Source organism: Sphaerotilus microaerophilus (assembly GCF_023734135.1).
Taxonomy (GTDB): domain Bacteria; phylum Pseudomonadota; class Gammaproteobacteria; order Burkholderiales; family Burkholderiaceae_C; genus Sphaerotilus; species Sphaerotilus microaerophilus.
In genome coordinates, this window is the sequence record NZ_AP025730.1 from 5,663,102 (window position 1) to 5,681,882 (window position 18,781).

18 protein-coding genes are annotated in these 18,781 nt (G+C 69.9%); 7 read left to right on the forward strand and 11 right to left on the reverse strand.

The genetic code is table 11. From position 1 onward, the window contains the following. Nucleotides 1-12: 12 nt before the first annotated feature. The 3 genes from soxY to soxC form a co-directional block, all read right to left on the reverse strand. Nucleotides 13-471 carry a thiosulfate oxidation carrier protein SoxY gene (soxY, locus tag NGK70_RS24520; protein ID WP_251971050.1) on the reverse strand — a complete coding sequence of 153 codons (459 nt, stop codon included), beginning with the start codon at nt 469-471 and terminating at the stop codon, nt 13-15. Between the two features lie 147 nt (nt 472-618). Further along, a complete protein-coding gene (locus NGK70_RS24525; protein ID WP_251971051.1) occupies nt 619-1,746 on the reverse strand; it encodes a c-type cytochrome in 1,128 nt (375 codons plus the stop codon). Further along, nucleotides 1,730-3,133: a sulfite dehydrogenase gene (gene soxC, locus NGK70_RS24530; RefSeq protein ID WP_251971052.1), complete on the reverse strand. Its 1,404-nt coding sequence runs from the start codon at nt 3,131-3,133 to the stop codon at nt 1,730-1,732. Before soxC ends, NGK70_RS24525 begins: the two co-directional genes overlap by 17 nt. Nucleotides 3,134-3,364: 231 nt before the next feature. Here soxC and NGK70_RS24535 point away from each other — a divergent pair, with 231 nt between their 5' ends. Beyond that, a complete protein-coding gene (locus tag NGK70_RS24535; RefSeq protein ID WP_251971053.1) occupies nt 3,365-4,402 on the forward strand; it encodes an SLAC1 family transporter in 1,038 nt (345 codons plus the stop codon). 4 nt (nt 4,403-4,406) lie between these two features. Here NGK70_RS24535 and NGK70_RS24540 read toward each other — a convergent pair whose 3' ends face one another. Next, nucleotides 4,407-4,850: a S24 family peptidase gene (locus NGK70_RS24540; protein WP_251971054.1), complete on the reverse strand. Its 444-nt coding sequence runs from the start codon at nt 4,848-4,850 to the stop codon at nt 4,407-4,409. A gap of 206 nt (nt 4,851-5,056) precedes the next feature. Here NGK70_RS24540 and NGK70_RS24545 point away from each other — a divergent pair, with 206 nt between their 5' ends. The 4 genes from NGK70_RS24545 (at nt 5,057) to NGK70_RS24560 (ending at nt 8,486) form a co-directional block, all read left to right on the forward strand. Beyond that, on the forward strand, nt 5,057-5,284 hold the full coding sequence (locus tag NGK70_RS24545) for a sulfurtransferase TusA family protein (RefSeq protein WP_251971055.1): 228 nt from the start codon (nt 5,057-5,059) through the stop codon (nt 5,282-5,284). A 54-nt stretch (nt 5,285-5,338) separates the two neighbouring features. After that, nucleotides 5,339-5,809 (forward strand): sulfur carrier protein DsrE2, encoded by a 471-nt coding sequence (dsrE2, locus tag NGK70_RS24550; RefSeq protein WP_251971056.1) that lies wholly within the window; start codon nt 5,339-5,341, stop codon nt 5,807-5,809. Between the two features lie 125 nt (nt 5,810-5,934). Continuing rightward, nucleotides 5,935-7,269 carry an OmpP1/FadL family transporter gene (locus NGK70_RS24555; protein WP_251971057.1) on the forward strand — a complete coding sequence of 445 codons (1,335 nt, stop codon included), beginning with the start codon at nt 5,935-5,937 and terminating at the stop codon, nt 7,267-7,269. A gap of 107 nt (nt 7,270-7,376) precedes the next feature. Next, nucleotides 7,377-8,486, forward strand: a complete 1,110-nt coding sequence (locus NGK70_RS24560) for a YeeE/YedE family protein (protein WP_251971058.1) — start codon at nt 7,377-7,379, stop codon at nt 8,484-8,486. A 28-nt stretch (nt 8,487-8,514) separates the two neighbouring features. Here NGK70_RS24560 and NGK70_RS24565 read toward each other — a convergent pair whose 3' ends face one another. The 7 genes from NGK70_RS24565 to NGK70_RS24595 all read right to left on the reverse strand — a co-directional run bounded on the left by NGK70_RS24565 (nt 8,515) and on the right by NGK70_RS24595 (nt 16,315). Further along, on the reverse strand, nt 8,515-9,204 hold the full coding sequence (locus NGK70_RS24565; RefSeq protein ID WP_251971059.1) for a Rieske 2Fe-2S domain-containing protein: 690 nt from the start codon (nt 9,202-9,204) through the stop codon (nt 8,515-8,517). A gap of 93 nt (nt 9,205-9,297) precedes the next feature. Continuing rightward, nucleotides 9,298-10,152, reverse strand: coding sequence for a universal stress protein (locus NGK70_RS24570; RefSeq protein ID WP_251971060.1), 855 nt, complete (start codon nt 10,150-10,152; stop codon nt 9,298-9,300). A 34-nt stretch (nt 10,153-10,186) separates the two neighbouring features. After that, the gene (locus NGK70_RS24575) at nt 10,187-10,606 is read right to left on the reverse strand and encodes a hypothetical protein (protein ID WP_251971061.1); all 420 of its coding nucleotides are present in this window, start codon (nt 10,604-10,606) and stop codon (nt 10,187-10,189) included. 8 nt (nt 10,607-10,614) lie between these two features. Beyond that, a complete protein-coding gene (locus NGK70_RS24580; protein ID WP_251971062.1) occupies nt 10,615-11,628 on the reverse strand; it encodes a sulfite exporter TauE/SafE family protein in 1,014 nt (337 codons plus the stop codon). Beyond that, nucleotides 11,625-12,575: a dimethyl sulfoxide reductase anchor subunit family protein gene (locus NGK70_RS24585; protein WP_251971063.1), complete on the reverse strand. Its 951-nt coding sequence runs from the start codon at nt 12,573-12,575 to the stop codon at nt 11,625-11,627. Before NGK70_RS24585 ends, NGK70_RS24580 begins: the two co-directional genes overlap by 4 nt. A gap of 138 nt (nt 12,576-12,713) precedes the next feature. Then, nucleotides 12,714-13,442: a 4Fe-4S dicluster domain-containing protein gene (locus NGK70_RS24590; protein WP_251971064.1), complete on the reverse strand. Its 729-nt coding sequence runs from the start codon at nt 13,440-13,442 to the stop codon at nt 12,714-12,716. Next, nucleotides 13,439-16,315 carry a molybdopterin oxidoreductase family protein gene (locus tag NGK70_RS24595; RefSeq protein WP_251973889.1) on the reverse strand — a complete coding sequence of 959 codons (2,877 nt, stop codon included), beginning with the start codon at nt 16,313-16,315 and terminating at the stop codon, nt 13,439-13,441. Before NGK70_RS24595 ends, NGK70_RS24590 begins: the two co-directional genes overlap by 4 nt. 444 nt (nt 16,316-16,759) lie before the next feature. Here NGK70_RS24595 and NGK70_RS24600 point away from each other — a divergent pair, with 444 nt between their 5' ends. Both NGK70_RS24600 and NGK70_RS24605 read left to right on the forward strand, forming a co-directional pair. Then, nucleotides 16,760-17,974: a GAF domain-containing sensor histidine kinase gene (locus NGK70_RS24600; RefSeq protein ID WP_251971065.1), complete on the forward strand. Its 1,215-nt coding sequence runs from the start codon at nt 16,760-16,762 to the stop codon at nt 17,972-17,974. Beyond that, entirely contained in the window at nt 17,967-18,743 is a 777-nt protein-coding gene (locus tag NGK70_RS24605) for a response regulator (protein ID WP_251971066.1), read from the forward strand. The genes NGK70_RS24600 and NGK70_RS24605 overlap by 8 nt, the downstream gene beginning before the upstream one ends. Nucleotides 18,744-18,781 lie beyond the last annotated feature (38 nt).

Genomic DNA, 18,781 nt, shown 5'->3' on the forward strand with positions numbered 1-18,781 from the left:
AAGCTCCTTGTATTAACCGCCGCAGCCACCGAGGGTGACCTTGACTTCCTTTTGCGCGAAGAACACCTTGCCGTCGTTCATGATCGCGATGGCGAACACGTTGGACGACTGGCCCATCTTCACGCGGGTGTTGAAGTTCGGCTCCACCGAGTCGGTGACGTCGAACAGCGCGCAGAGCATCGACGGGTTCTTCTCCACCGCGATCAGCAGGCGCTTGACGCCCGGCAGCGTGGTCGAGCAGCCCAGCGGCACCACGGCACCGTTCTCGGCGATGTCCGGGCCGGTGATGGTCACGGCCTTGTTCTCGGCCGGAGCGCTCACACCCAGGGACTTGACCAGGTCGGCCATGGTCTTGGCATCGAAGGCTGCCTGCGCATAGGCCGCCTGGGCGACGCTCGGCAGCAGGCCCATGCCAGCCAGCATGGCGGCGACGCCCGCACTGCGGCTGAGCATTTCGCGACGAGTTTGCATTGAGAAGACTCCTTTACGTGTCTTGCAGTTCGGGGGGATTCTGATGAGGCCGCGGCCCGCCGCGCAGAGGGCGGACCCTGAAACCGACCTGCCCGGAGGGAGTAGCCCAACTGGGTTTGGACGGCTGCAGAGCCGGGGAGCGGTCATTTACTTCTTCGCACCGTCAGCCAGCCATTGTGCGATGAGCCTGGCATCCGCCTCTGGCAAGGCCTGCGCGGGCATCGGGACCGCGCCCCAGACACCGGAGCCGCCCGCCTTGATCTTGCCCGTCAGGTAGGCAACGGCATCGGCTCGCCCACTGTACTTCTTCGCCACGTCGCGGTAGGCCGGTCCCACGATCTTGTTGTCCACGCCATGGCAGGCCATGCAGGCGTTCTTCTGCAGCAGCGGCATCACCGCTGCCGAGCCGCCGGCCTCCACAGCCTTGGCCACTGGTGCTGCTGCAACCACCGGCGCGGGCGCTGCTCCTGCGGGACGGGTGGTGTCCACGCCATGCTGCGCCCCGACGATGCGGTTCTGCTCGGCCAGGTTGCCGTGGTTGTTGCGGGCAAAGTCGGGCAGGAACGAACCCACCTTCGGCTCGGCCTCGCAGTCCTTCATGCAGGCCACGGCCTTGACGTCGGGCCGCAGCTCGGGCTTGCCGCCGGTTTTGAGCGACTGACCCGGCCACATGCCGTGGTCGAGCGTCATGCCATTGCGGTTGGGCAGACGCGCCTGGGCCTCGGCCATCGTCCGGTCGGACAGCACGAAGTTGTCCGGCAGCGCCCCGCCCATGTTGAGCAGGTAGGCCGTGACGGCGTAGACCTCGTCGACCTTGAGCGACTTGGGCGCGTTCCAGGGCATCGCGCGGTGGATGTAGTCCCACAGCGTCGAGATGGAGGCCACCTTCATCAGCGTGGTACGCCCGGGGTAGGACTCGTCGAGCAGGCGCGCCACCTTGCCGGTCTTCACGTCGTCCGCGGTGGTGCCGCCCACCAGGGGCGAGAACACCTCGTTGGACTCGCCGAAGATGCCATGGCACTGGGCGCACTTGCCTTCCCAGACGTCCATGCCCTGGGCCACCGAACCGGAACCCTTGGGCAGGCCCTTGAAGTCGGGCCGCACGTCGATGTCCCAGGCCGCGATTTCCTTGGCGGTGGCCGGACGGCCGATGCCAGCGAAGGCTGCGGCACTGTCCTTGGGCATCGCCTGGGCCCAGACCGCCGCACCCAGCGTCACGCCCGCCAGCGCCAGCGCGGCGCTACGCAGCCCTGTCCACTCACGAGAGCTGAACATTCTTGACCTCCCCGCTCTCCTGCACCAGCCAGGACTGGATGGCGTTGTTGTGATAGATCGAACGCTTGCCACGCACCGCGCGCAGCTGCCGATAGCTGGGCTGCACGTAGCCGGTCTCATCTGTGGCGCGACTCTGGATGATGGCCGGACGGCCGTCCCACACCCAGTCGATGTTGAAGCGCGTCAGCGCCTTGGTCTGCACCGGGCCTTCGATGCGCGCCGGCCGCCAGTTGCGCCCGCCGTCCACCGACACGTCCACCTTGGCCACCCTGCCGCGGCCGGACCAGGCCAGCCCGGAGATGTTGTAGAAGCCCTTGTCCAGCAGCACCTGCCCACCCGAGGGCGTGGTGACCACGCTCTTGCATTCCTGGATGCTGGTGTACTGGCGGTGCAGGCCACCGGGCATCAGGTCGATGTAGTGCACCGCCTCGTCCTTGGCGGCATAGGGCGCGTCGCCCACCTCGATGCGGCGCAGGTACTTGACCCAGCTCACGCCCTGCACGCCCGGCACCACCAGGCGCAGCGGGTAGCCGTTCTCAGGGCGCAGCATTTCGCCGTTCTGGCCATAGGCCAGCAGCACCTCGCCGGACTCGATCATCTCCATCGGGATGGTGCGGGTCATCGACGAGCCGTCGGCGCCCTCGGCCAGCACGTAGCGGCCACGCTTGTAGTCCACCCCGCACAGGTCGAGCACGATCTTCAGCGGCACGCCCGTGAACTCGCTGCAGCTGAGCATGCCGTGCGAGTACTGCACCGTCGGCACGGCAACGTTGCCCCACTCCATGCCACTGTTGGCGCCGCACTCGATGAAGTGGAAGCGGCTCACCGCCGGCAGCCGCATGATCTCGTCGAGCGTGAAGACCTTGGGCGTCCTCACCATCTTCTCGTCCGAGCCGTTGACCATCAGGCGGTGCTTGGACGGATCGACGTCCCACCAGCCCTGGTGGTGGCGCTCGAAGTGCAGGCCACTGGGCGTGACGATGCCGAAGAGCGACTGCAACGGCGCAAACGAGACCGACGACTGGGTCGTCTGCGTCAGCCCCGGGCTGGGCCGGCGCTGCACATTGCTCTCGTACTTCGACGGCCTTCCGTAGCCCTCGCTGGCCACGCCCTGCCCCAGGTTGCGGCTGTGCTCAGGCAACTCCAGGATGTTGGGATCCCCGCCCTCGGTGGGCACCGGATTGGACTGGGCCTGCGCCACCACGGCGCCACCCGCTGCGCCTGCACCCACGGCCGAGGCGAAGGCACGCCGGATGAAGTCACGCCGGCCCTGCTTGGCCTCGGCGAACACCGTGCGCACCCCCGCGGCATCGATGAAGTTTTCGGGCGCCTTCAGCAGGCGCCCCGGGAACCCGCCTTCCGGCCCCGTGCGATCGTCAGCTTGCACAAGCTCTCCTGTGGAACGTGCGTGCCCGAGCCCGACACCTGACTCGGATCATCTAGATATAAGCACAAACAAATATTATGAGAGGACTGGCTGACACGTAGCTGGTGGAAACACCCATCGACGCGCCCAGGGCAGATACCCCCGCGGGTTGTGAAGAACTCACACCGCCGTTACAGTGGCTGCGTGCCGCACGCCCGTCCCTGGGTCCACCGGCGCCCGATCCATGCCCCCATGACCCCTGCCGCTCCCCTCACCTACCTCTACCCCGTCTGGTTCGCCATCCCGATGGGCCTGTGCGGCCTGGCGCTGGCCTGGAACCGCGCCTCCGAGCTGATGGGCGAGATGGCGCTCGCCATCTCCCTGGTCCTGGGCGTGGCGGCACTGGCCGCCTACCTGGCCCTGGCCGTGGCCGCCGTGCTGCGGCTGCGGCGCCACCCGAAGGCCTGGCAGGAGGACCGGGCGCACCCGGTGCGGCACGCCTTCCTGGCCGCGATCCCGATCGGGCTGATGCTGCTGGCCACGGTCGGCACCACCCTGCTGGGGCCGGAAGGGCTGCGTTCGGGTGCGCCGGTGCTCGTCGGTTCGGTCCACCTCGCCTGGTGGGTCGGCGCACTCGGGCAGTTCACCGTGACGCTGTGGGTGCTGTCGCGCTGGTGGCAGGGCAACAAGCCGGGCGGCCTGCACTGGCCGGTGCTGACACCGGCCATGATCATCCCGGTGGTGGGCAACGTGCTCGCGCCACTGGCCGGCGTGCCGCTGGGCCACACCGAGTGGGCGGCGGCGCAGTTCGGCGTTGGCCTGCTGTTCTGGCCGGTGGTGCTGGTGCTGCTGCTGGTGCGCGTGGCCACCCAGGGCCTCTGGCCGGAGCGGCTGCTGCCGGCGCACTTCATCCTGATCGCACCGCCCGCGGTGGTCGGCCTGGCCCTGCTGCAGTTCGGCGCGCCGCGGCTGCTGGCCTGGGGCTGCTGGGGGGTCGCGCTGTTCAGCTTCCTGTGGGCCGGCTCGCAGGCGCGTCGCCTGGCCGCATTGCCCTTCGGGGTGCCGCACTGGGGCCTGTCGTTCCCGCTGGCCGCGCTGGCTGCGCTGACCTTGCGTCTGGCCGAGCCGGGCGGGTTGCTGGCGGTGCTCGGCCCGGTGCTGCTGGCGCTGGCCTCGCTGGTGATCACCGCCCTGCTGCTGGGCACCTGGCGCGGCCTGCGCCAGGGCACGCTGCTGGTGCCGGAGCAGGTGGCGGTGCTGCAACCGGTGGGCGCACCGACGGGCGGTTGACCGCTCAATCCCCGTACCAGCGCGTCTCCCGGCGCCGTCCGGGACGGGCACGCTGGATGACCACGCCGGCCACCGCCTCGGGGCCAGGCAGCGGTGCGCTCGGGCTGGATCCGTCCAGTACCTCCACCCACCAGCCCGCCCTGTCGGGGCCTGCGGCCGGTGCGGCCCGCAGGCGGCGCAGCACCCAGCCCTCGCGGGGCAGCTGCACGAGCACATAGGCGCCGTCACGCACGCGGCCCTCAGGCTCGATGACGACGATGTCGCCGTCCTCGAACTCGGGCGCCATCGACGCCCCCATCACCCGCAGCGCGAACACCTCGGTGCCGCTGCAGTCGAGCGCGTTCTCCTGCGCCGCGCCAGCGGCAGGCCGGATCGGGATGACCAGGCGAGCAGTCGCGCTCGAGCCCGCAGCGGGCGCAGTCGTTTGGAGCGGCAAGGCATCGGCCATGCCGCGCAGCATGCGGGTCCCGCCCGGCGCTGGTCGATCACCCAGATGGGCTAGTCCCTGACTCCCCATGGCGGTGATAGACGCTCGGGCGTCGCTCCGCGCCCAATCCATGCAGGATTCCCGCATTGCGTGTGAGGTTGTCGGCCTCATCGCGACGGGGGAGCACGCCTACCGAAGCGCAGATTCAACGACCGAGGAGATCCTCCATGCAATTCGACCAGGAATTCGACGCACGCGGCCTGTCCTGCCCGCTGCCCATCGTCAAGACCAAGAAGGCCCTCAACGCCATGACTTCGGGCCAGGTGCTCAAGGTCACGACCACCGATCCCGGATCGGTCAAGGACATGGAGGCCTTTGCCAATCAGACCGGCAATCCGCTGGTCGAGTCCGGCACGGCCGGCGGCGAGTACGTGTTCTATCTGCGCAAGGGCTGACGCCCCCGCCTGAGCGAGCCGCCCACGAAGCAGAACCGGACCGAGGAGCACACCGTGGAACCCAAACGCATGGCCATCATCGCGACCAAAGGGACGCTGGACATGGCCTACCCGCCCTTCATCCTCGCCTCCACCGCCGCGGCGCTGGGCTACGAGGTGCAGGTCTTCTTCACCTTCTACGGGCTGCAGCTGCTGCGGCGCGACCTGTCGGACGTGAAGATCAGCCCGCTGGCCAACCCGGCCATGCCGATGCCGGTGCCCATGCCGGTGATGGTGCAGATGCTGCCCGGCATGGAGACCATGGCCACGATGATGATGAAGCAGAAGATCAAGTCCAAGGGCGTCGCCTCGCTCGAGGAGCTGCGTGACCTCTGCCTGGAGGCCGACGTCAAGTTCATCGCCTGCCAGATGACGGTGGACCTGTTCGACTTCGAGAAGAAGGACTTCATCGACCAGGTCGAGTACGGCGGCGCCTCCACCTTCATGGAGTTTGCCGGCAAGACCGACATCTGCCTGTTCATCTGACACGGGGCGGCTTGCGGGGCCTGCCCGCGCCTTGATGCACCCCGGGGAGACACCGGGGCCGCCGCCCGGGTGCGCCCGCCCTCACCGGGCCCGCGACCCACCACGAGACATGCCGGAGAGAAACGATGCTGCATCTTCCCCAGTCGAAGCGTCCCCACGCCCACACCCGCCGCGCCATCGCCTTGGGCGCCGCCCTGGCCCTGAGTCCCCTGGCCGCGCTGGCCACCAATGGCTACTTCCCGCATGGCTATGGCCTGAAGGCCAAGGGCATGGGCGGCGCCTCCCTGGCCATGAGCCAGGACGGCATGGGCGGCGCCAACAACCCGGCCAGCATGTCCTTTGCCGGGAGCCGGCTCGACCTGGGCCTGGACTGGTTCCAACCCAAGCGCGGCGCCAGCCGGCAGGGCAGCATGGGCGGCGCATTCGACTTCAACACGACCAGCGAAAGCAACAACCACTTCGTGCCCGAGTTCGGCTACATCAGCCAGTTCAGTCCGTCATTGACCGCCGGCATCACGGTGTACGGGAATGGCGGCATGAACACCGACTATCCCGGGGCCCAGACCTCCTGCGGCAATCCGTCGGGCAACGTGGCCAATCCGATGTGCGGCAGCGGCCGCCTGACGATGGACTTGATGCAGTTGATCATCGCGCCGACGGTCTCGTTCAAGCTGGCGCCAGACCACGCCATCGGCCTGTCGCCGCTGCTCGGCTATCAGCGATTCAAGATGTCGGGCCTGCAGGCCTTCGACAACGGCCCCGGCTTCCCACCGATGACCGGCAACCCGGGCTACGTCACCAACAACGGCTACGACAGCTCGACCGGCTTCGGTGTTCGCGTCGGCTATCAGGGCAAGGTGGGGCCGGTCACACTGGCGGCAGCCTATTCGCCCAAGATGGACATGGGGACCCTTGACAAGTACAAGGGCTTGTTTGCCGGCGCCGGTGACTTCGACATCCCAGCCAACTACGGCTTGGGCGTCGCGGTGTCGGTCATACCCGCCGTCACCGTCGCACTCGACTGGATGCGCATCGAATACAGCGGCGTGCCGTCCGTGGGCAACCCGAGCAGCAACCAGGCCCCGCTCGGCTCGGCGAACGGCCCCGGCTTCGGATGGAAGGACATCGATGTCTACAAGCTGGGCGTGCAGTGGCAGGCCAGTCCGCAACTGACGCTGCGGGCGGGCTACAACAAGGGCGACAACCCGATCACCGCAGCGGATGTGTCGTTCAACATCATTGCGCCTGGCGTGACGAAGACCCACTACACCCTGGGCGGCACGATGCAGCTGGGCGGCAACTCCGAGCTGACGATGGCCTACATGTACGCACCGAAGGTGTCGGTCACCGGCTACTCGATGCTGAATTCCCCGACCCTGCTCGGCCCCGGCAACGGCGGGCAGGAAACCATCTGGATGAAGCAGCAATCGCTGGGCATGGCCTGGGCCATGCGGTTCTGAGCGCCTCCGTCACAATCTCGCCCCCGCGGGCGCCGTGCTGCCGACACGAACGTGGGCATGCGGCGCCCTTTTCCTGACCCCACTTTCTTGAGCGAGGCTGACCCCCCATGGACGGCAGCAACATCGTTTCCCCGACAACCATCGCCTGGCTGGGCGCCGGGCTCGGCGTGGCCTTCGGCTTCGTCGGCCAGCGCAGCAACTTCTGCACCATGGGCGCGGTGTCCGACATCGTGGCCATGGGCTCGTGGACACGCATGCGCATGTGGCTGATGGCCATCGGCGCGGCCATCCTGGCCACCGGGGCGCTGCAACTGGCCGGGCTGATCGACGTGTCCAAGTCGATCTACACCTCCGGGCGCATTCTCTGGGTGGCCAATCTGGTAGGCGGCGCGCTGTTCGGCATCGGCATGACCCTGGCCGGCGGCTGTGGCAGCAAGACCCTGATCCGCCTGGGCGGTGGCAACCTCAAGTCCGTGGTGGTGTTCGCCTTCGTGGCGATTGCTGCCTACATGACGCTCAAGGGGCTGTTCGGCGTCTGGCGCGTGCGCTGGCTGGAGCCCTGGGTGTGGAACGTCGGCGCCGGGCAGGACCTGCCCACGCTGCTGGCCGGCACCTTCGGCCTGTCGGCACGCACGCTGCTGATGGTGCTGGTGGCCCTCATCGGCGGCGGGCTGGTCGCCTTCGCGCTGGCCGACCGCGACTTCCGCCGGCCCGAACCGCTGCTGGGCGGTTTGCTCACCGGCCTGTTTGTTGCCGCGGGCTGGTACATCAGCGGCCACGTCGGCTACCTCGCCGAGCACCCCGAGACGCTGCAGGAGGCCTTCGTCGCCACCAACAGCGGCCGCGCCGAATCGCTGAGCTTCATCGCCCCCTACGCCTACACGCTGGAGTTGCTGATGATGTGGAGCGACACCAGCCGCATCGTCACCTTCGGCATCGCCACCGCGCTGGGCGTGGTGGGCGGCGCAGCGCTGGGTGCGCTGACCAGTGGCAGCTTCCGCGTGGAGGGCTTCCGCCAGACCGAGGACCTGGCGCGTCACATCATCGGCGCGATCCTGATGGGCATGGGCGGCGTCACCGCGATGGGCTGCACCATCGGCCAGGGCGTGACCGGGCTGTCGACCCTGTCCATCGGTGCGTTCCTCACCTTCTCGGCGATCATCGCCGGCTGCGTGGCGACGCTGAAGTGGGAGTACGCCCGCGCGATGCGGGATTGACCCCCCCGGAGCCTCAATCGTTCATCGATCACCACTGCGCCAGCAGGCGGCCCTTCTCGACCTTGCTGGGCCACTGGCGCAGCGGCTGGTCACCCTTGGCGGTGCAGGCGCCGCTGCGCAGGTCGAATTGCCACTCGTGCTTCGGGCAGGTCAGCGTGTCGCCCTGCAGCCCCAGGTGCGGGATGTGGGTGGCCTGGTGCGGGCAGAGGCTGTCGTAGACGCGCCAGGCGCGCTGCGTGGCACGGTGGATGAACACGGCCCGGCCAGCGCACTCCAGGCGGCGGCTCTCGCCCACCGCGAGCTCCTTCGTCGCCAGCAGGTCGTGCCAGGTCGGCTCGGCCGCGGGTAGGGTCGTCGCCACGGGCACGGCCGCAGCAGCGGGAGCAGCGGGTGCGGCGCCCTTCAGCGCATCGGGATGGAAGCCCGGCAGATCCATCGCCAGGATGATGTCGACCGCCCAGATGATCTTCGCCAGGCCGAGGGTCGGGAAGGCCATCAGCAGCGCGTCGAGCACCTCCATCGGCGTGCAGCCTTCGCGAAGCGCACGCTTCAGGTACTGGCGCAGGCCCCGCTCGGTCTGCGCGTGCACCTTGGTGATGACGCTGATGAGGTTGCGCGTCTTCGGGTCGAGGTGGGTGCCGCAGGCCTTCAGGAAGGCAAAGTAGTGGCCAACCGCATCGGGCCGGGCTTTCACGAGGTAGTCGAGGGCGTCACTCATCGGTCTTCGATCTCAAGAAGGGAAGGGATCGGGCCTCGCGGCCGCCAGGCTGCAACGCCACCAAGCCGCGAGACGGGAGAAGCTGCGCCGGGATCAGGCCCTGACCAGCATCACGGCGCGCCCGGCCAGGCCAACCACCCGCTGGGCGGTGCTGCCCAGCAGCAGGTCGGCCAGCTCGGTTTCGCCGCGCCGGCCGAGCACGATCAGGTCGGCGCCCGCTGCATCGGCCGCGGCGACGATGGCCTCGTAGGCGCGGCCCTGTCCGGTGCGCACCTGCGGTGGCGCGGGCAGACCCGGCACGGCCTGCATCGCCGCATCGGCGGCCCGCTGCGCCACCGCCAGGGCCGCGGCCTGGGCCGGCGCGCTGCCGTCCGGCGCCACGCTGAGCACGGTCAGCGGCAGGCCGCAGGTGGCTGCCACCGCCGCCGCCTGGCGCGCCACCACCGGCCCGTGCGCGGAGGCATCGACGGCGGCCAGCACATGGTGCGACCACAGCCCGCCGGGCGGCGGCACCATCAGCATCGAGCAGGGGGCGTGGCCGGCCACCTTGCTGACCATCTCGCCCACCAGCAGCCGCGCCAGGATGCCCTGCTTGCCGCGGTGACGCGTCACCAGCAGGTCGGCGGCGCTGGCCTGCGCGTCGGCGACGATCTCGCGCCAGGGCTCCTCGCCCCGGCGAACCGACACCTCCAGCGTCACGCCCGCACGGGTGGCCTGCTCGCGCAGCTGCGCCACCCGGGCCGCCATCTCGCGCTCGGCGCGCAGCGCCAGCTCGGGGGCGGCGATCTCGTACTCCGGGTTGCTGCGCAGCGGCAGCACCACCCGCAGCGGCAGGCCGCAGCGTGCGGCCATCGCCAACGCGGTGATCTCGGCGGGCACGTCATGCTCGCTGCGCTCGGTGGCCAGCAGCAGGTGCTGGAAGGGAGGGGAAGAATGGGAGGGGTTCACCGCCGGCTCCAGGGTCGTCTGGCCAGGCACCGCCTCAGTGCCCGCCACCGATGATGCCCGATGCCGCAAACACCAGCACGATCACCTCCAGCACGCAGATCGCCACGAAGGCGCGGTCGCGGGCGCGGGCATACAGAGGCATCACGGCCAGCAGGCAGGGCAGCGAGCAGGAGGCCAGCAGCGCGATGCCCACCAGATTGAGCACGTCGCCGCGCTGCACCAGCGCCAGCCAGCCCCAGCCGGTGGGCTGGCCGGTGGTCTGCAGGTACTGGGCCACCGGCTGGTTCCACAGCGCAGGCAGCTGTTCCAGTGGCACCAGCGGCGCGATCCAGCCGGCCACGTAGGCCACGAAGCTGGCCACCAGCACGGCCAGACCGAGGCGCGAGCCGGTCGCCAGCCACCGGGCGTAGCGCTGCTGTGCGGCGTCGACGAAGTCCTTCTGAACGTCGGTCATGGGCGGCCTCAGTTCCATATCTGGAGCCCCTTGAGGAGCGCACGCAGCCCGGCGAACAGCAGCAGGCCGATCACCATCTTGCGCACCATCGCCGCCGGCACCACGGTGAGCAGGCGCGCACCGATCTGAGCGCCCAGCATCATGCCCACCACCGACGGCACCGCGACGACGGCCAGCACCGCGCCGCGGTTCAGGTAGACCCAGGCGGCCGACGAATCCACCAGCGAGAGGATGAAGCCCGAGGTGGCGGCCGAGACCTTCAGCGGCGCACCCATCACCAAGTTCAACACCGGCACGTTGGCCCAGCCGGCGCCCAGCCCGAACATGCCCGCCAACACGCCGATCAGCAGGAACAGCACCAGTCCCAGCGGCGTGCGGTGCACCTGCCAGGCCACCTCGCGCCCGCTGGCCGCGTCGCGAAAGATGCCGTGCATGGCGAGCGCCTGCGACAGCCGGTCCGGCCGATCGACCACCGGCCACTCCGACTTGCGCGCCGTCAGCATCAGCGCCGTGATGCCCAGGATCACCGTGCCCAGCGCCAGGTTGACCACCCGCGCCGGCAGCGCCAGGCCAAGCAGCGCCCCGACGATCGAACTGGCCGAGGCCACCAGCGCCAGCGGCAGCGCCAGGCGCAGGTTGGCGTAACCGGCGCGCAGCAGCCCCGGCCCGGCCGACAGCGCCCCGGCCAGCGCGACCAGCAGGCCTGCGCCGCGCACGAAGTCCAGGTGGAACGGGAAAAAGCCGCCGACGATGGGCACGAACAGCACCCCGCCGCCCACACCGGCCGGCACCGCCACGATGCCGAGCAGGAAACAGACCACGAACAGCCCCAGCGGCCAGACCCACCAGGGCTGGGCATCTGGTGCGCCAGCCACGGCAGCCCCGTCTGCGGCCAGGCTCGGGGCAGCCCAGGTGAGCAGCGCCAGGATCAGCATCGGCGGCACGAGTGCGGCGAGGCGCCCCACCGGCACAGGCCGGCACGGCCGGCCGGCCAACAGGCCGCAGACTGGATGCAAGCTCATGCGGTCGACGAGTGGTACAGGTTCTGCGGGTGCCGCGCCTGGGCGAAGAACAGCCAGCGCTCCGACAGCAGCCCCCAGCACTGGGCCACGAACGCCGCCACCAGCACCCAGGGCAGCGCAGCGGCCCCCAGCGCCAGCGGCAGCAACATCAGGCTGGGCGCCAGCCAGCCGGCCAGCAGGGCGCGCACCGCCTGCCGGCGCACGAAGGCCTCACCCTGGCCGTGGAAGAACTCGCGGGTGTTGAACGAGCCGCCCATCGCCCCCTGTGACTTCTGCACGATGCGCGGGTGGCGCACGCCGATCGCGGTCTGCAGCGTCGTCTTGGGCACGAGGCGCTGGTTGCGCCGCTGCGCCGCCAACCGCAGGCCCGCAGCCAGCAGCGTGGCTGCCAGCGCCAGGCGGCCGAGCCCGACGCCGAGCTCCGGCGCGTTCAACGCCGTGAAGGCCGCCAGCGCAGTGGCCAGCGTCAGGCCGGAGGCCGCGCCCATCGCGGTGTAGTTCACCACGGTGAAGGGGCTGGCCCACTCGCGGATCACCTTCACCGCTGCATAGACCATGCCGGTGCAGACGAACAGCGCCAGCGCCAGCGCCCCCGCCAGCAGCACGAGCAGCAGGGCCGTTGGATGCCCGGCCCAGCGCGCCAGCCCATACAGCGCGGTGCCGCCCATGAAGGCCGGCAGCACGATCACCTCGCGCGACAGCCAGGAGGTGCGCCACATCGCCGCCGCGCGCCAGGCCCGCTCGGGGTGGCCGAGGTGGAAGAAGGACGCCACCAGCCCGGCCGCACTGAGCAGCAGCGCCAGCACGGCGCCCGCAAACAGGAAGGTGGTCGGCAGCGCCACGGCGCCAGCCCAGGAAGCGAGCTCGACACCGGCCAGCGCCAGCACGAGGCCCTGGGCCGCACCGATCAGGGTGGTCAGGAGGAGAACGGAGAGGGCCGGTTTCATGCGTGGTCTCCGAGGACGGGCCGGTGCCGCAGGCTGACGCAGCGCCTGTGCAGCGAACGCCGCAGATCCGGCCTGTCCGGTCTGCTGGCGGCGCCCCCTTGAGGGAGAGCGGCGAAGCCGCAACGGGGGTGGGCCATGTCAATGCTCCCAATCGGCGCCAAGCGGCTCACCGGTGGCTGGCTGCGGCTCGCGGCCATCGACGCGCAGCGGGTTGTCCGCGCGCACGAGCTGCTCGGCGCGCACCGGGATCACGGTGCGGCGCCGCGGCAGGTAGTGGTTGGACGGCTGGGTGCCCTGCTCGGGCATCAGCGGGTAGCCGCCGCGCTCGCGGATGGCCACCGACACCACCGAGTCCGGATCGTGCACGTCGCCGAACAGCCGCGCCCCGGCCGGACAGGCCAGCACGCAGGAGGGTTTGCGCTCCGCCACCGGCAGCTGCTCGTTGTAGATCCGGTCGACACAGAGGGTGCACTTGGTCATCACCTGGCGCTTCTCGTCAAGCTCGCGCACGCCGTAGGGGCAGGCCCAGCTGCAGTACTTGCAGCCGATGCAGCGGTCGTAGTCGACCAGCACGATGCCGTCCGAAGCGCGCTTGTAGCTCGCGCCGGTGGGGCAGACCGGCACGCAGGGCGGGTCCTCGCAGTGCAGGCAGCTCTTCGGGAAGTGGACCGTCTGCGTGTTGGGGAACTCGCCGACCTCGAAGGTCTGCACCCGGTTGAAGAAGGTGCCGGTGGGGTCGGCGCCGTAGGGGTTCTCGTCGACCAGCGGGCCGGCCGCGCCGGAGGTGTTCCACTGCTTGCAGTTGGTGACGCAGGCATGGCAGCCCACGCAGATGTTGAGGTCGATGACCAGGGCGAGCTGTGTCATGCCTGGCCTCCCTTGTTCGCGGCGCCAGCCCCCAGGCCCATGCGCCCGGCGAACCAGGCGCGCCACTTGGGGGGCGCCGCGGCCATGCCCGGCACCGCCTGCATCGGCGCGAACTGAGGATAGGTCTCGCCGGCCCCGTCCGGCCCGGCGGGACGGATGCGCACGCGCACGTCGTACCAGGCGGCCTGACCGGTGACGGGGTCGGAGTTGGAGAAGCGCCGGCCGTCGGCCTCCGGCGCCAGCTCCTCGCTGATCAGGTGGTTGAGGAGGAAGCCCTTGCGCGACTCGTTGGCATCGTCACTCAGCGACCAGGCGCCACGGGCCTTGCCGATGGCGTTCCAGGTCCAGACGGTGCCGGGCTCGACCGCCTCCGAGTGCCGGCAGAGGCAGCGCACCTGGCCCCAGCGCGACTCGACCCACATCCAGTCGCCGTCGCCGATGCCGGCCGCCTGTGCGGTGCGGGTGTTGACGTGCAGCTCGTTGTGGGCATGGATCTGGCGCAGCCAGGCGTTCTGCGAATCCCAGGCGTGGTACATCGCCATCGGCCGCTGGGTGATGGCCGCGAGCGGAAAGCTGGCCTTGTCGGCCTGCAGGCCTTCCAGCGGCTCGTACCAGAAGGGCAGCGGGTCCATGAAGGTGCGGATGCGCTCGCGCAGGCGCTCCGGCGGGCGACGCGGCCCCCCACCCGCTTTGCCCTCGGCGGCCAGGCGGAAACGCTGCAGGAACTCCGAGTAGAGGTGGATGACGATCGGGTCGTTGTCACGCCGCAGGCCCATCTGCTGGGCCCAGACCATGTAGTCGCGGTTCCAGTTGCGCATGTACTGCAGCGCGGGCGGCAGGTGCACCGCGTGCACGCAGTTGTTCGCCGCGTAGGCCTCCCACTGCTTGGGGTTGGGCTCGCCGCGCATCGCCTTGTCGCCCTCGGCGCCCCGCCAGCCGGTCAGGAAGCCGATGCCCGAGCCCGGTGCGGTCTCGTAGCGGACGATGAAGTCCGGGTAGTCGCGGTACTTGCGACCGCCTTCGGGCGTCGTGAAGGCCGGCAGCTTGAGCCGGCTGCCCAGCTCGACCAGCACCTCCTGGAAGGGCTTGCACTGCCCCAGCGGCGGCAGGATGGGCACGCGCACCGCGTCCACCGGGCCTTCGAACTCCGAGATCGGCCGGTCCAGCATCGACATCACGTCGTGCCGCTCCAGGTAGGTGGTGTCCGGCAGGATCAGGTCGGCGAACTCGGTGGTCTCCGAGCGGAAGGCATCGCAGACCACGATGAAGGGGATCTTGTAGGCACCGTCCGCCCCCTTGTCGACGAGCATCTTGCGCACCTCGGAGGTGTTCATGCTCGAGTTCCAGGCCATGTTGGCCATGAAGAGGAACAGCGTGTCGATCGGGTAGGGGTCACCGCGCCAGGCGTTGGTGATGACGTTGTGCATCAGCCCGTGGGCGGACAGCGGGTGCTCCCAGCTGAAGCCCTTGTCAATGCGCACCGGCTCGCCGGCGTCGTCGACGAAGAGGTCGGCGGGCGTCTCCGGCCAGCCCAGCGGCGGCGCGTCCAGCGGGGTGTTGGGCTTGACCGAGGCGGGCGAGCGCGGCGGGCGGGCGTTGGGCGGCACGGCACGCGGGTAAGGGGCGCGGTGGCGAAAGCCCCCGGGCCGGTCGATGGTGCCCAGCAGCGACATCAGGATGGCCAGCGCGCGGATGGTCTGGAAGCCGTTGCTGTGCGCCGCCAGCCCGCGCATCGCGTGGAAGGCCACCGGCTTGCCGGTGACGCTCTTGTGCTCCTGGCCCCAACAGTCGGTCCAGGCGATCGGCAGCTCGATGGTGTGGTCGCGTGCGGTCACGCCCATCTCATGCGCAAGGCGGCGGATGGTCTCGGCCGGGATGCCGGTGATGCCCTCGGCCCACTCGGGGGTGCAGTCGCGCACGCGCTCTTCGAGCAACTGGAAGGCTGGCTTGACGGGCGTGCCGTCCGGCATCGTGAAGGCGCCCAGCAGCGCCGGGTCGGCCCCCGGTGCGTGGTCGGCCACCGGCCGGCCGCTCAGGCGGTCCCACCAGAAGAAGTTGGCCGGGCGCAGCGGGTTGACGACATCGCCCTCGGCGTTGCGCATCATCAGGCCGAACTCGTCATGCGCCTCGGCCTGGTTCACCAGCTGGCCGGCGTTGGTGTAGCGCACCAGGAAGTCGCGGTCGTACAGGCCGAGTGCGATGAGCTCGCGGATCAGCGCCAGCAGCAGCGCGCCGTCGGTGCCGGGGCGGATGGGCACCCATTCATCGGCCACTGCGGCGTAGCCGGTGCGCACCGGGTTGATCGCCACCAACCGCCCGCCGGCGTTCTTGTACTTGCCGATGGCGTTCTTGAGCGGGTTGGAATGGTGGTCCTCGGCGGTGCCGATCATCACGAAGAGCTTGGCGCGCTCCAGGTCGGGCCCGCCGAACTCCCAGAACGAGCCGCCGATCGTGTAGATCATCCCGGCGGCCATGTTGACCGAGCAGAAGCCGCCGTGCGCTGCGTAGTTCGGGGTGCCGAACTGGCGCGCGAACAGGCCGGTCAGCGCCTGCATCTGGTCGCGGCCGGTGAAGAGGGCGAACTTCTTCGGGTCGGTGGCGCGCAGCTGGCCCAGGCGCTCGGTGAGCAGCGTGAAGGTCTCTTCCCAGCTGATCGGCTCGAACTGCCCGGCGCCGCGCTCCGTGCCCGGCTTGCGCCGCAGCGGCATGGTCAGCCGGGCCGGGGCGTACTGCTTCATGATCCCGGAGGAGCCCTTGGCGCAGATGATGCCCTTATTGAGCGGGTGCTCGGGGTTGCCCTCGATGTAGCGCACTTCGGGCCCGTTGCCGCCATCGCGCAGGTGCACGCGGATGCCGCAACGGCAGGCGCACATGTAACAGGTCGTGGTCTTGACCTCGGTCCTGGCCTCCGGCAGCGGCGCGGCGATCGGGTCGTGCAGGGGCAGGCGACCTGAAGTGGAGACAGGGCTGGGGGAGCTGGGCGCGGGCATGGTCTCGGTGCTCGTCGTTCTGCGCTGCGCCGCGACATGGCCCCCATCGCGGCAAGCCACGCGGACGGTTCCCCCCACCGGCGGTGGGGTCGTGATCAGCGTGGCGCCATTACGCCCACCCGCCCGCGAACCGTCTATTCCCTCCAAGGGCAGCGCACCCTACCCGGCTGGGTAGCTCAATGGCTGACGCAACGCAAGCCATCCGCATCCAGCCTCCTGGCTCGGGATTCCCCCGTTGTGCCGCCCTTCGCCCGGGTCGAAAATACACACGTACCCCAATGGGTATACGACCTGTTGGGTGGTCACAACCCAGGAAGTACCTTGCCCATGTCGGCCCTCCTCTCATCCGCCCGGCGCCCGCCTCCGGCCCCCCTCGCGGCGGTGATCGCGAAGGCCACGCCGCCGCGCCTTGACCTGCCACCCCAGGCGGCCATGCCGACGCTGGCGGATGGCGAATGGCGTGCGCCGCTGCAGCGACTGCTGCAGGCCGTCGTCACGCTGGCGGGCGCGCGTGCGGGCGCCCTGCGGCTGGTCGACGCCGACGACGGCGGGCTGCTGCTGGTGAGTGCGGTCGGTGACCTGGCGGTCAATGCACTCGAATCCCGCCAGCAGCCGGGCAGCGACTGCGGCGTGTGCAGCGACGCCCTGCGCCTGGACCGGGCCTGCGCCGCTTCCTCCACCTGCGCCTGCGCCCGGGCGGTGGCCCGGCAGCTCTCCGAGGTGCCGCAGGAACGTGTCTACGTGCTGCCGCTGCACCACGGCCAGGCGCCCTGCGGCGTGCTCAACCTCTTCTTCGACGGCCCGCCCGAGGTGCCGGCCACGCTGTCGGCGCTGCTGCCGGCGATGGGCGACATGCTCGGCCTGGCGCTGGAGAACCACCGGCTGGCGCGTCGCGCGTTGCACGACAGCGTCACGTTGGAACGCCTGATGCTGGCGGGCGAGGTGCACGACTCGCTGGCCCAGTCACTGACCTGGATGCGCATGCGCCTGGCCCTGCTGCGCAGCGCCGTCGACCACGGCGATCGGCTGACCTCGGAGCGCTACTTGAAAGACATCGACGACTCGCTGGCCGGTGCACACGGACGCATGCGCGAGCTGATCAGCGAGTTCCGCACCCGCATGGACCCGCAAGGGCTGGTGCAGGCTCTCCACCAGGTGGCCGAGCAACTCGGCAGCGTGGCTGGCCTGCAGGTGGAGGTGATCGACGAGGCTGGAGCACTGGGGTTGAACCCCGAGCAGGAATTGCAGGTCTTCCACATCGCTCGCGAGGCGCTGGCCAACGTGGCCAAGCATGCCGGCGCACGCCACGCAACGCTGCGGCTGCAGCGAGTGCACGACCAGATGATCCTGAGCGTGGATGACGACGGGGTCGGTTTGCCTCAGGCCCAGGCCACCCAGGGCGGCCGGCAGGACCACTTCGGACTCGACCTCATGCGCGAACGTGCAAGGCTGATCGGCGGGCGCATCGAGTTGCTCAGCCGCAGCGGACGCGGCACGTCGCTGCGGCTCCAATTTCCAGGAACGGCAACCCACCATGGATGAACATAGCCTGAGCGTGGTGCTGGTCGATGACCACGGCCTGTGCCGCCAGGGCCTGGCCGAGCTGCTGCAGCTGCGTGCCGGCATGCGCGTACTCGCCGCCACCGGCCAGCCGGACGAGGTGTTGCCGATCCTGCAGCAGCAGGCGCCCGACCTGCTGGTGATGGACCTGCGCATGCCGCTGATGGACGGCCTGACCCTGCTGGGGCGGCTGCGCGCGGCGGGGGTGGAGACGCCGGTGGTGATCCTGACCATGAGCGACTCGCCCGACGACCTGGCCGAGGCGCTGCGGGCCGGCGTGCGCGGCTACCTGCTCAAGGACATGGACCCGGACGACGTGATCGCCTCGATCCGCCGCTGCGGCCATGGCGAGCTGGTGATCGCCCCGGCCATGGCGGGCAAGCTCAGCAACCTGCTGCGCCTGGGTCAGGCCGATGCGCCCAAGGGCAAGACCGTCAAGCTCACCGAGCGCGAGCGCGAGATCCTGCAGTTCCTGGTCGGCGGCAAGAGCAACAAGACCATCGCCAAGGCGCTCGCCATCAGCCATGACACCGTCAAGCTGCACGTGCGCCACATCCTGGCCAAGCTGGGCCTGAGCTCGCGCGTGGAGGCGGCGGTGTTCGCGGTGGAGCACGGCGTGGCCGGACATTACCCCGCACCAGCCGCCCAAGCCGCACAAGCCGCACAAACCGCCCCGGCGAGCGTGGCACTGCCCCATGGAGGCTCCGCCACGCCGGGATTGGCGCCCCTGCGCCCCCCGTTGCCACGCTGAGCCGACGCCGTCCTGGATGCCCGGCCCGGTCTCGAACG

Bases quoted from the DNA above. Each gene is read 5' to 3' on its own strand.
- NGK70_RS24525 (WP_251971051.1), bottom strand. From the start codon at position 1,746: ATGTTCAGCTCTCGTGAGTGGACAGGGCTGCGTAGCGCCGCGCTGGCG.
- NGK70_RS24590 (WP_251971064.1), bottom strand. From the start codon at position 13,442: ATGACACAGCTCGCCCTGGTCATCGACCTCAACATCTGCGTGGGCTGC.
- NGK70_RS24545 (WP_251971055.1), top strand. From the start codon at position 5,057: ATGCAATTCGACCAGGAATTCGACGCACGCGGCCTGTCCTGCCCGCTG.
- NGK70_RS24575 (WP_251971061.1), bottom strand. From the start codon at position 10,606: ATGACCGACGTTCAGAAGGACTTCGTCGACGCCGCACAGCAGCGCTAC.
- NGK70_RS24535 (WP_251971053.1), top strand. From the start codon at position 3,365: ATGACCCCTGCCGCTCCCCTCACCTACCTCTACCCCGTCTGGTTCGCC.
- NGK70_RS24555 (WP_251971057.1), top strand. From the start codon at position 5,935: ATGCTGCATCTTCCCCAGTCGAAGCGTCCCCACGCCCACACCCGCCGC.
- NGK70_RS24600 (WP_251971065.1), top strand. From the start codon at position 16,760: ATGTCGGCCCTCCTCTCATCCGCCCGGCGCCCGCCTCCGGCCCCCCTC.
- soxY (WP_251971050.1), bottom strand. From the start codon at position 471: ATGCAAACTCGTCGCGAAATGCTCAGCCGCAGTGCGGGCGTCGCCGCC.
- NGK70_RS24560 (WP_251971058.1), top strand. From the start codon at position 7,377: ATGGACGGCAGCAACATCGTTTCCCCGACAACCATCGCCTGGCTGGGC.
- NGK70_RS24585 (WP_251971063.1), bottom strand. From the start codon at position 12,575: ATGAAACCGGCCCTCTCCGTTCTCCTCCTGACCACCCTGATCGGTGCG.
- NGK70_RS24565 (WP_251971059.1), bottom strand. From the start codon at position 9,204: ATGAGTGACGCCCTCGACTACCTCGTGAAAGCCCGGCCCGATGCGGTT.
- NGK70_RS24540 (WP_251971054.1), bottom strand. From the start codon at position 4,850: ATGGCCGATGCCTTGCCGCTCCAAACGACTGCGCCCGCTGCGGGCTCG.
- NGK70_RS24580 (WP_251971062.1), bottom strand. From the start codon at position 11,628: ATGAGCTTGCATCCAGTCTGCGGCCTGTTGGCCGGCCGGCCGTGCCGG.
- NGK70_RS24595 (WP_251973889.1), bottom strand. From the start codon at position 16,315: ATGTGCGCCTGCCGTTGCGGCATCCGCGTGCACCTGCGCGATGGCGGC.
- NGK70_RS24605 (WP_251971066.1), top strand. From the start codon at position 17,967: ATGGATGAACATAGCCTGAGCGTGGTGCTGGTCGATGACCACGGCCTG.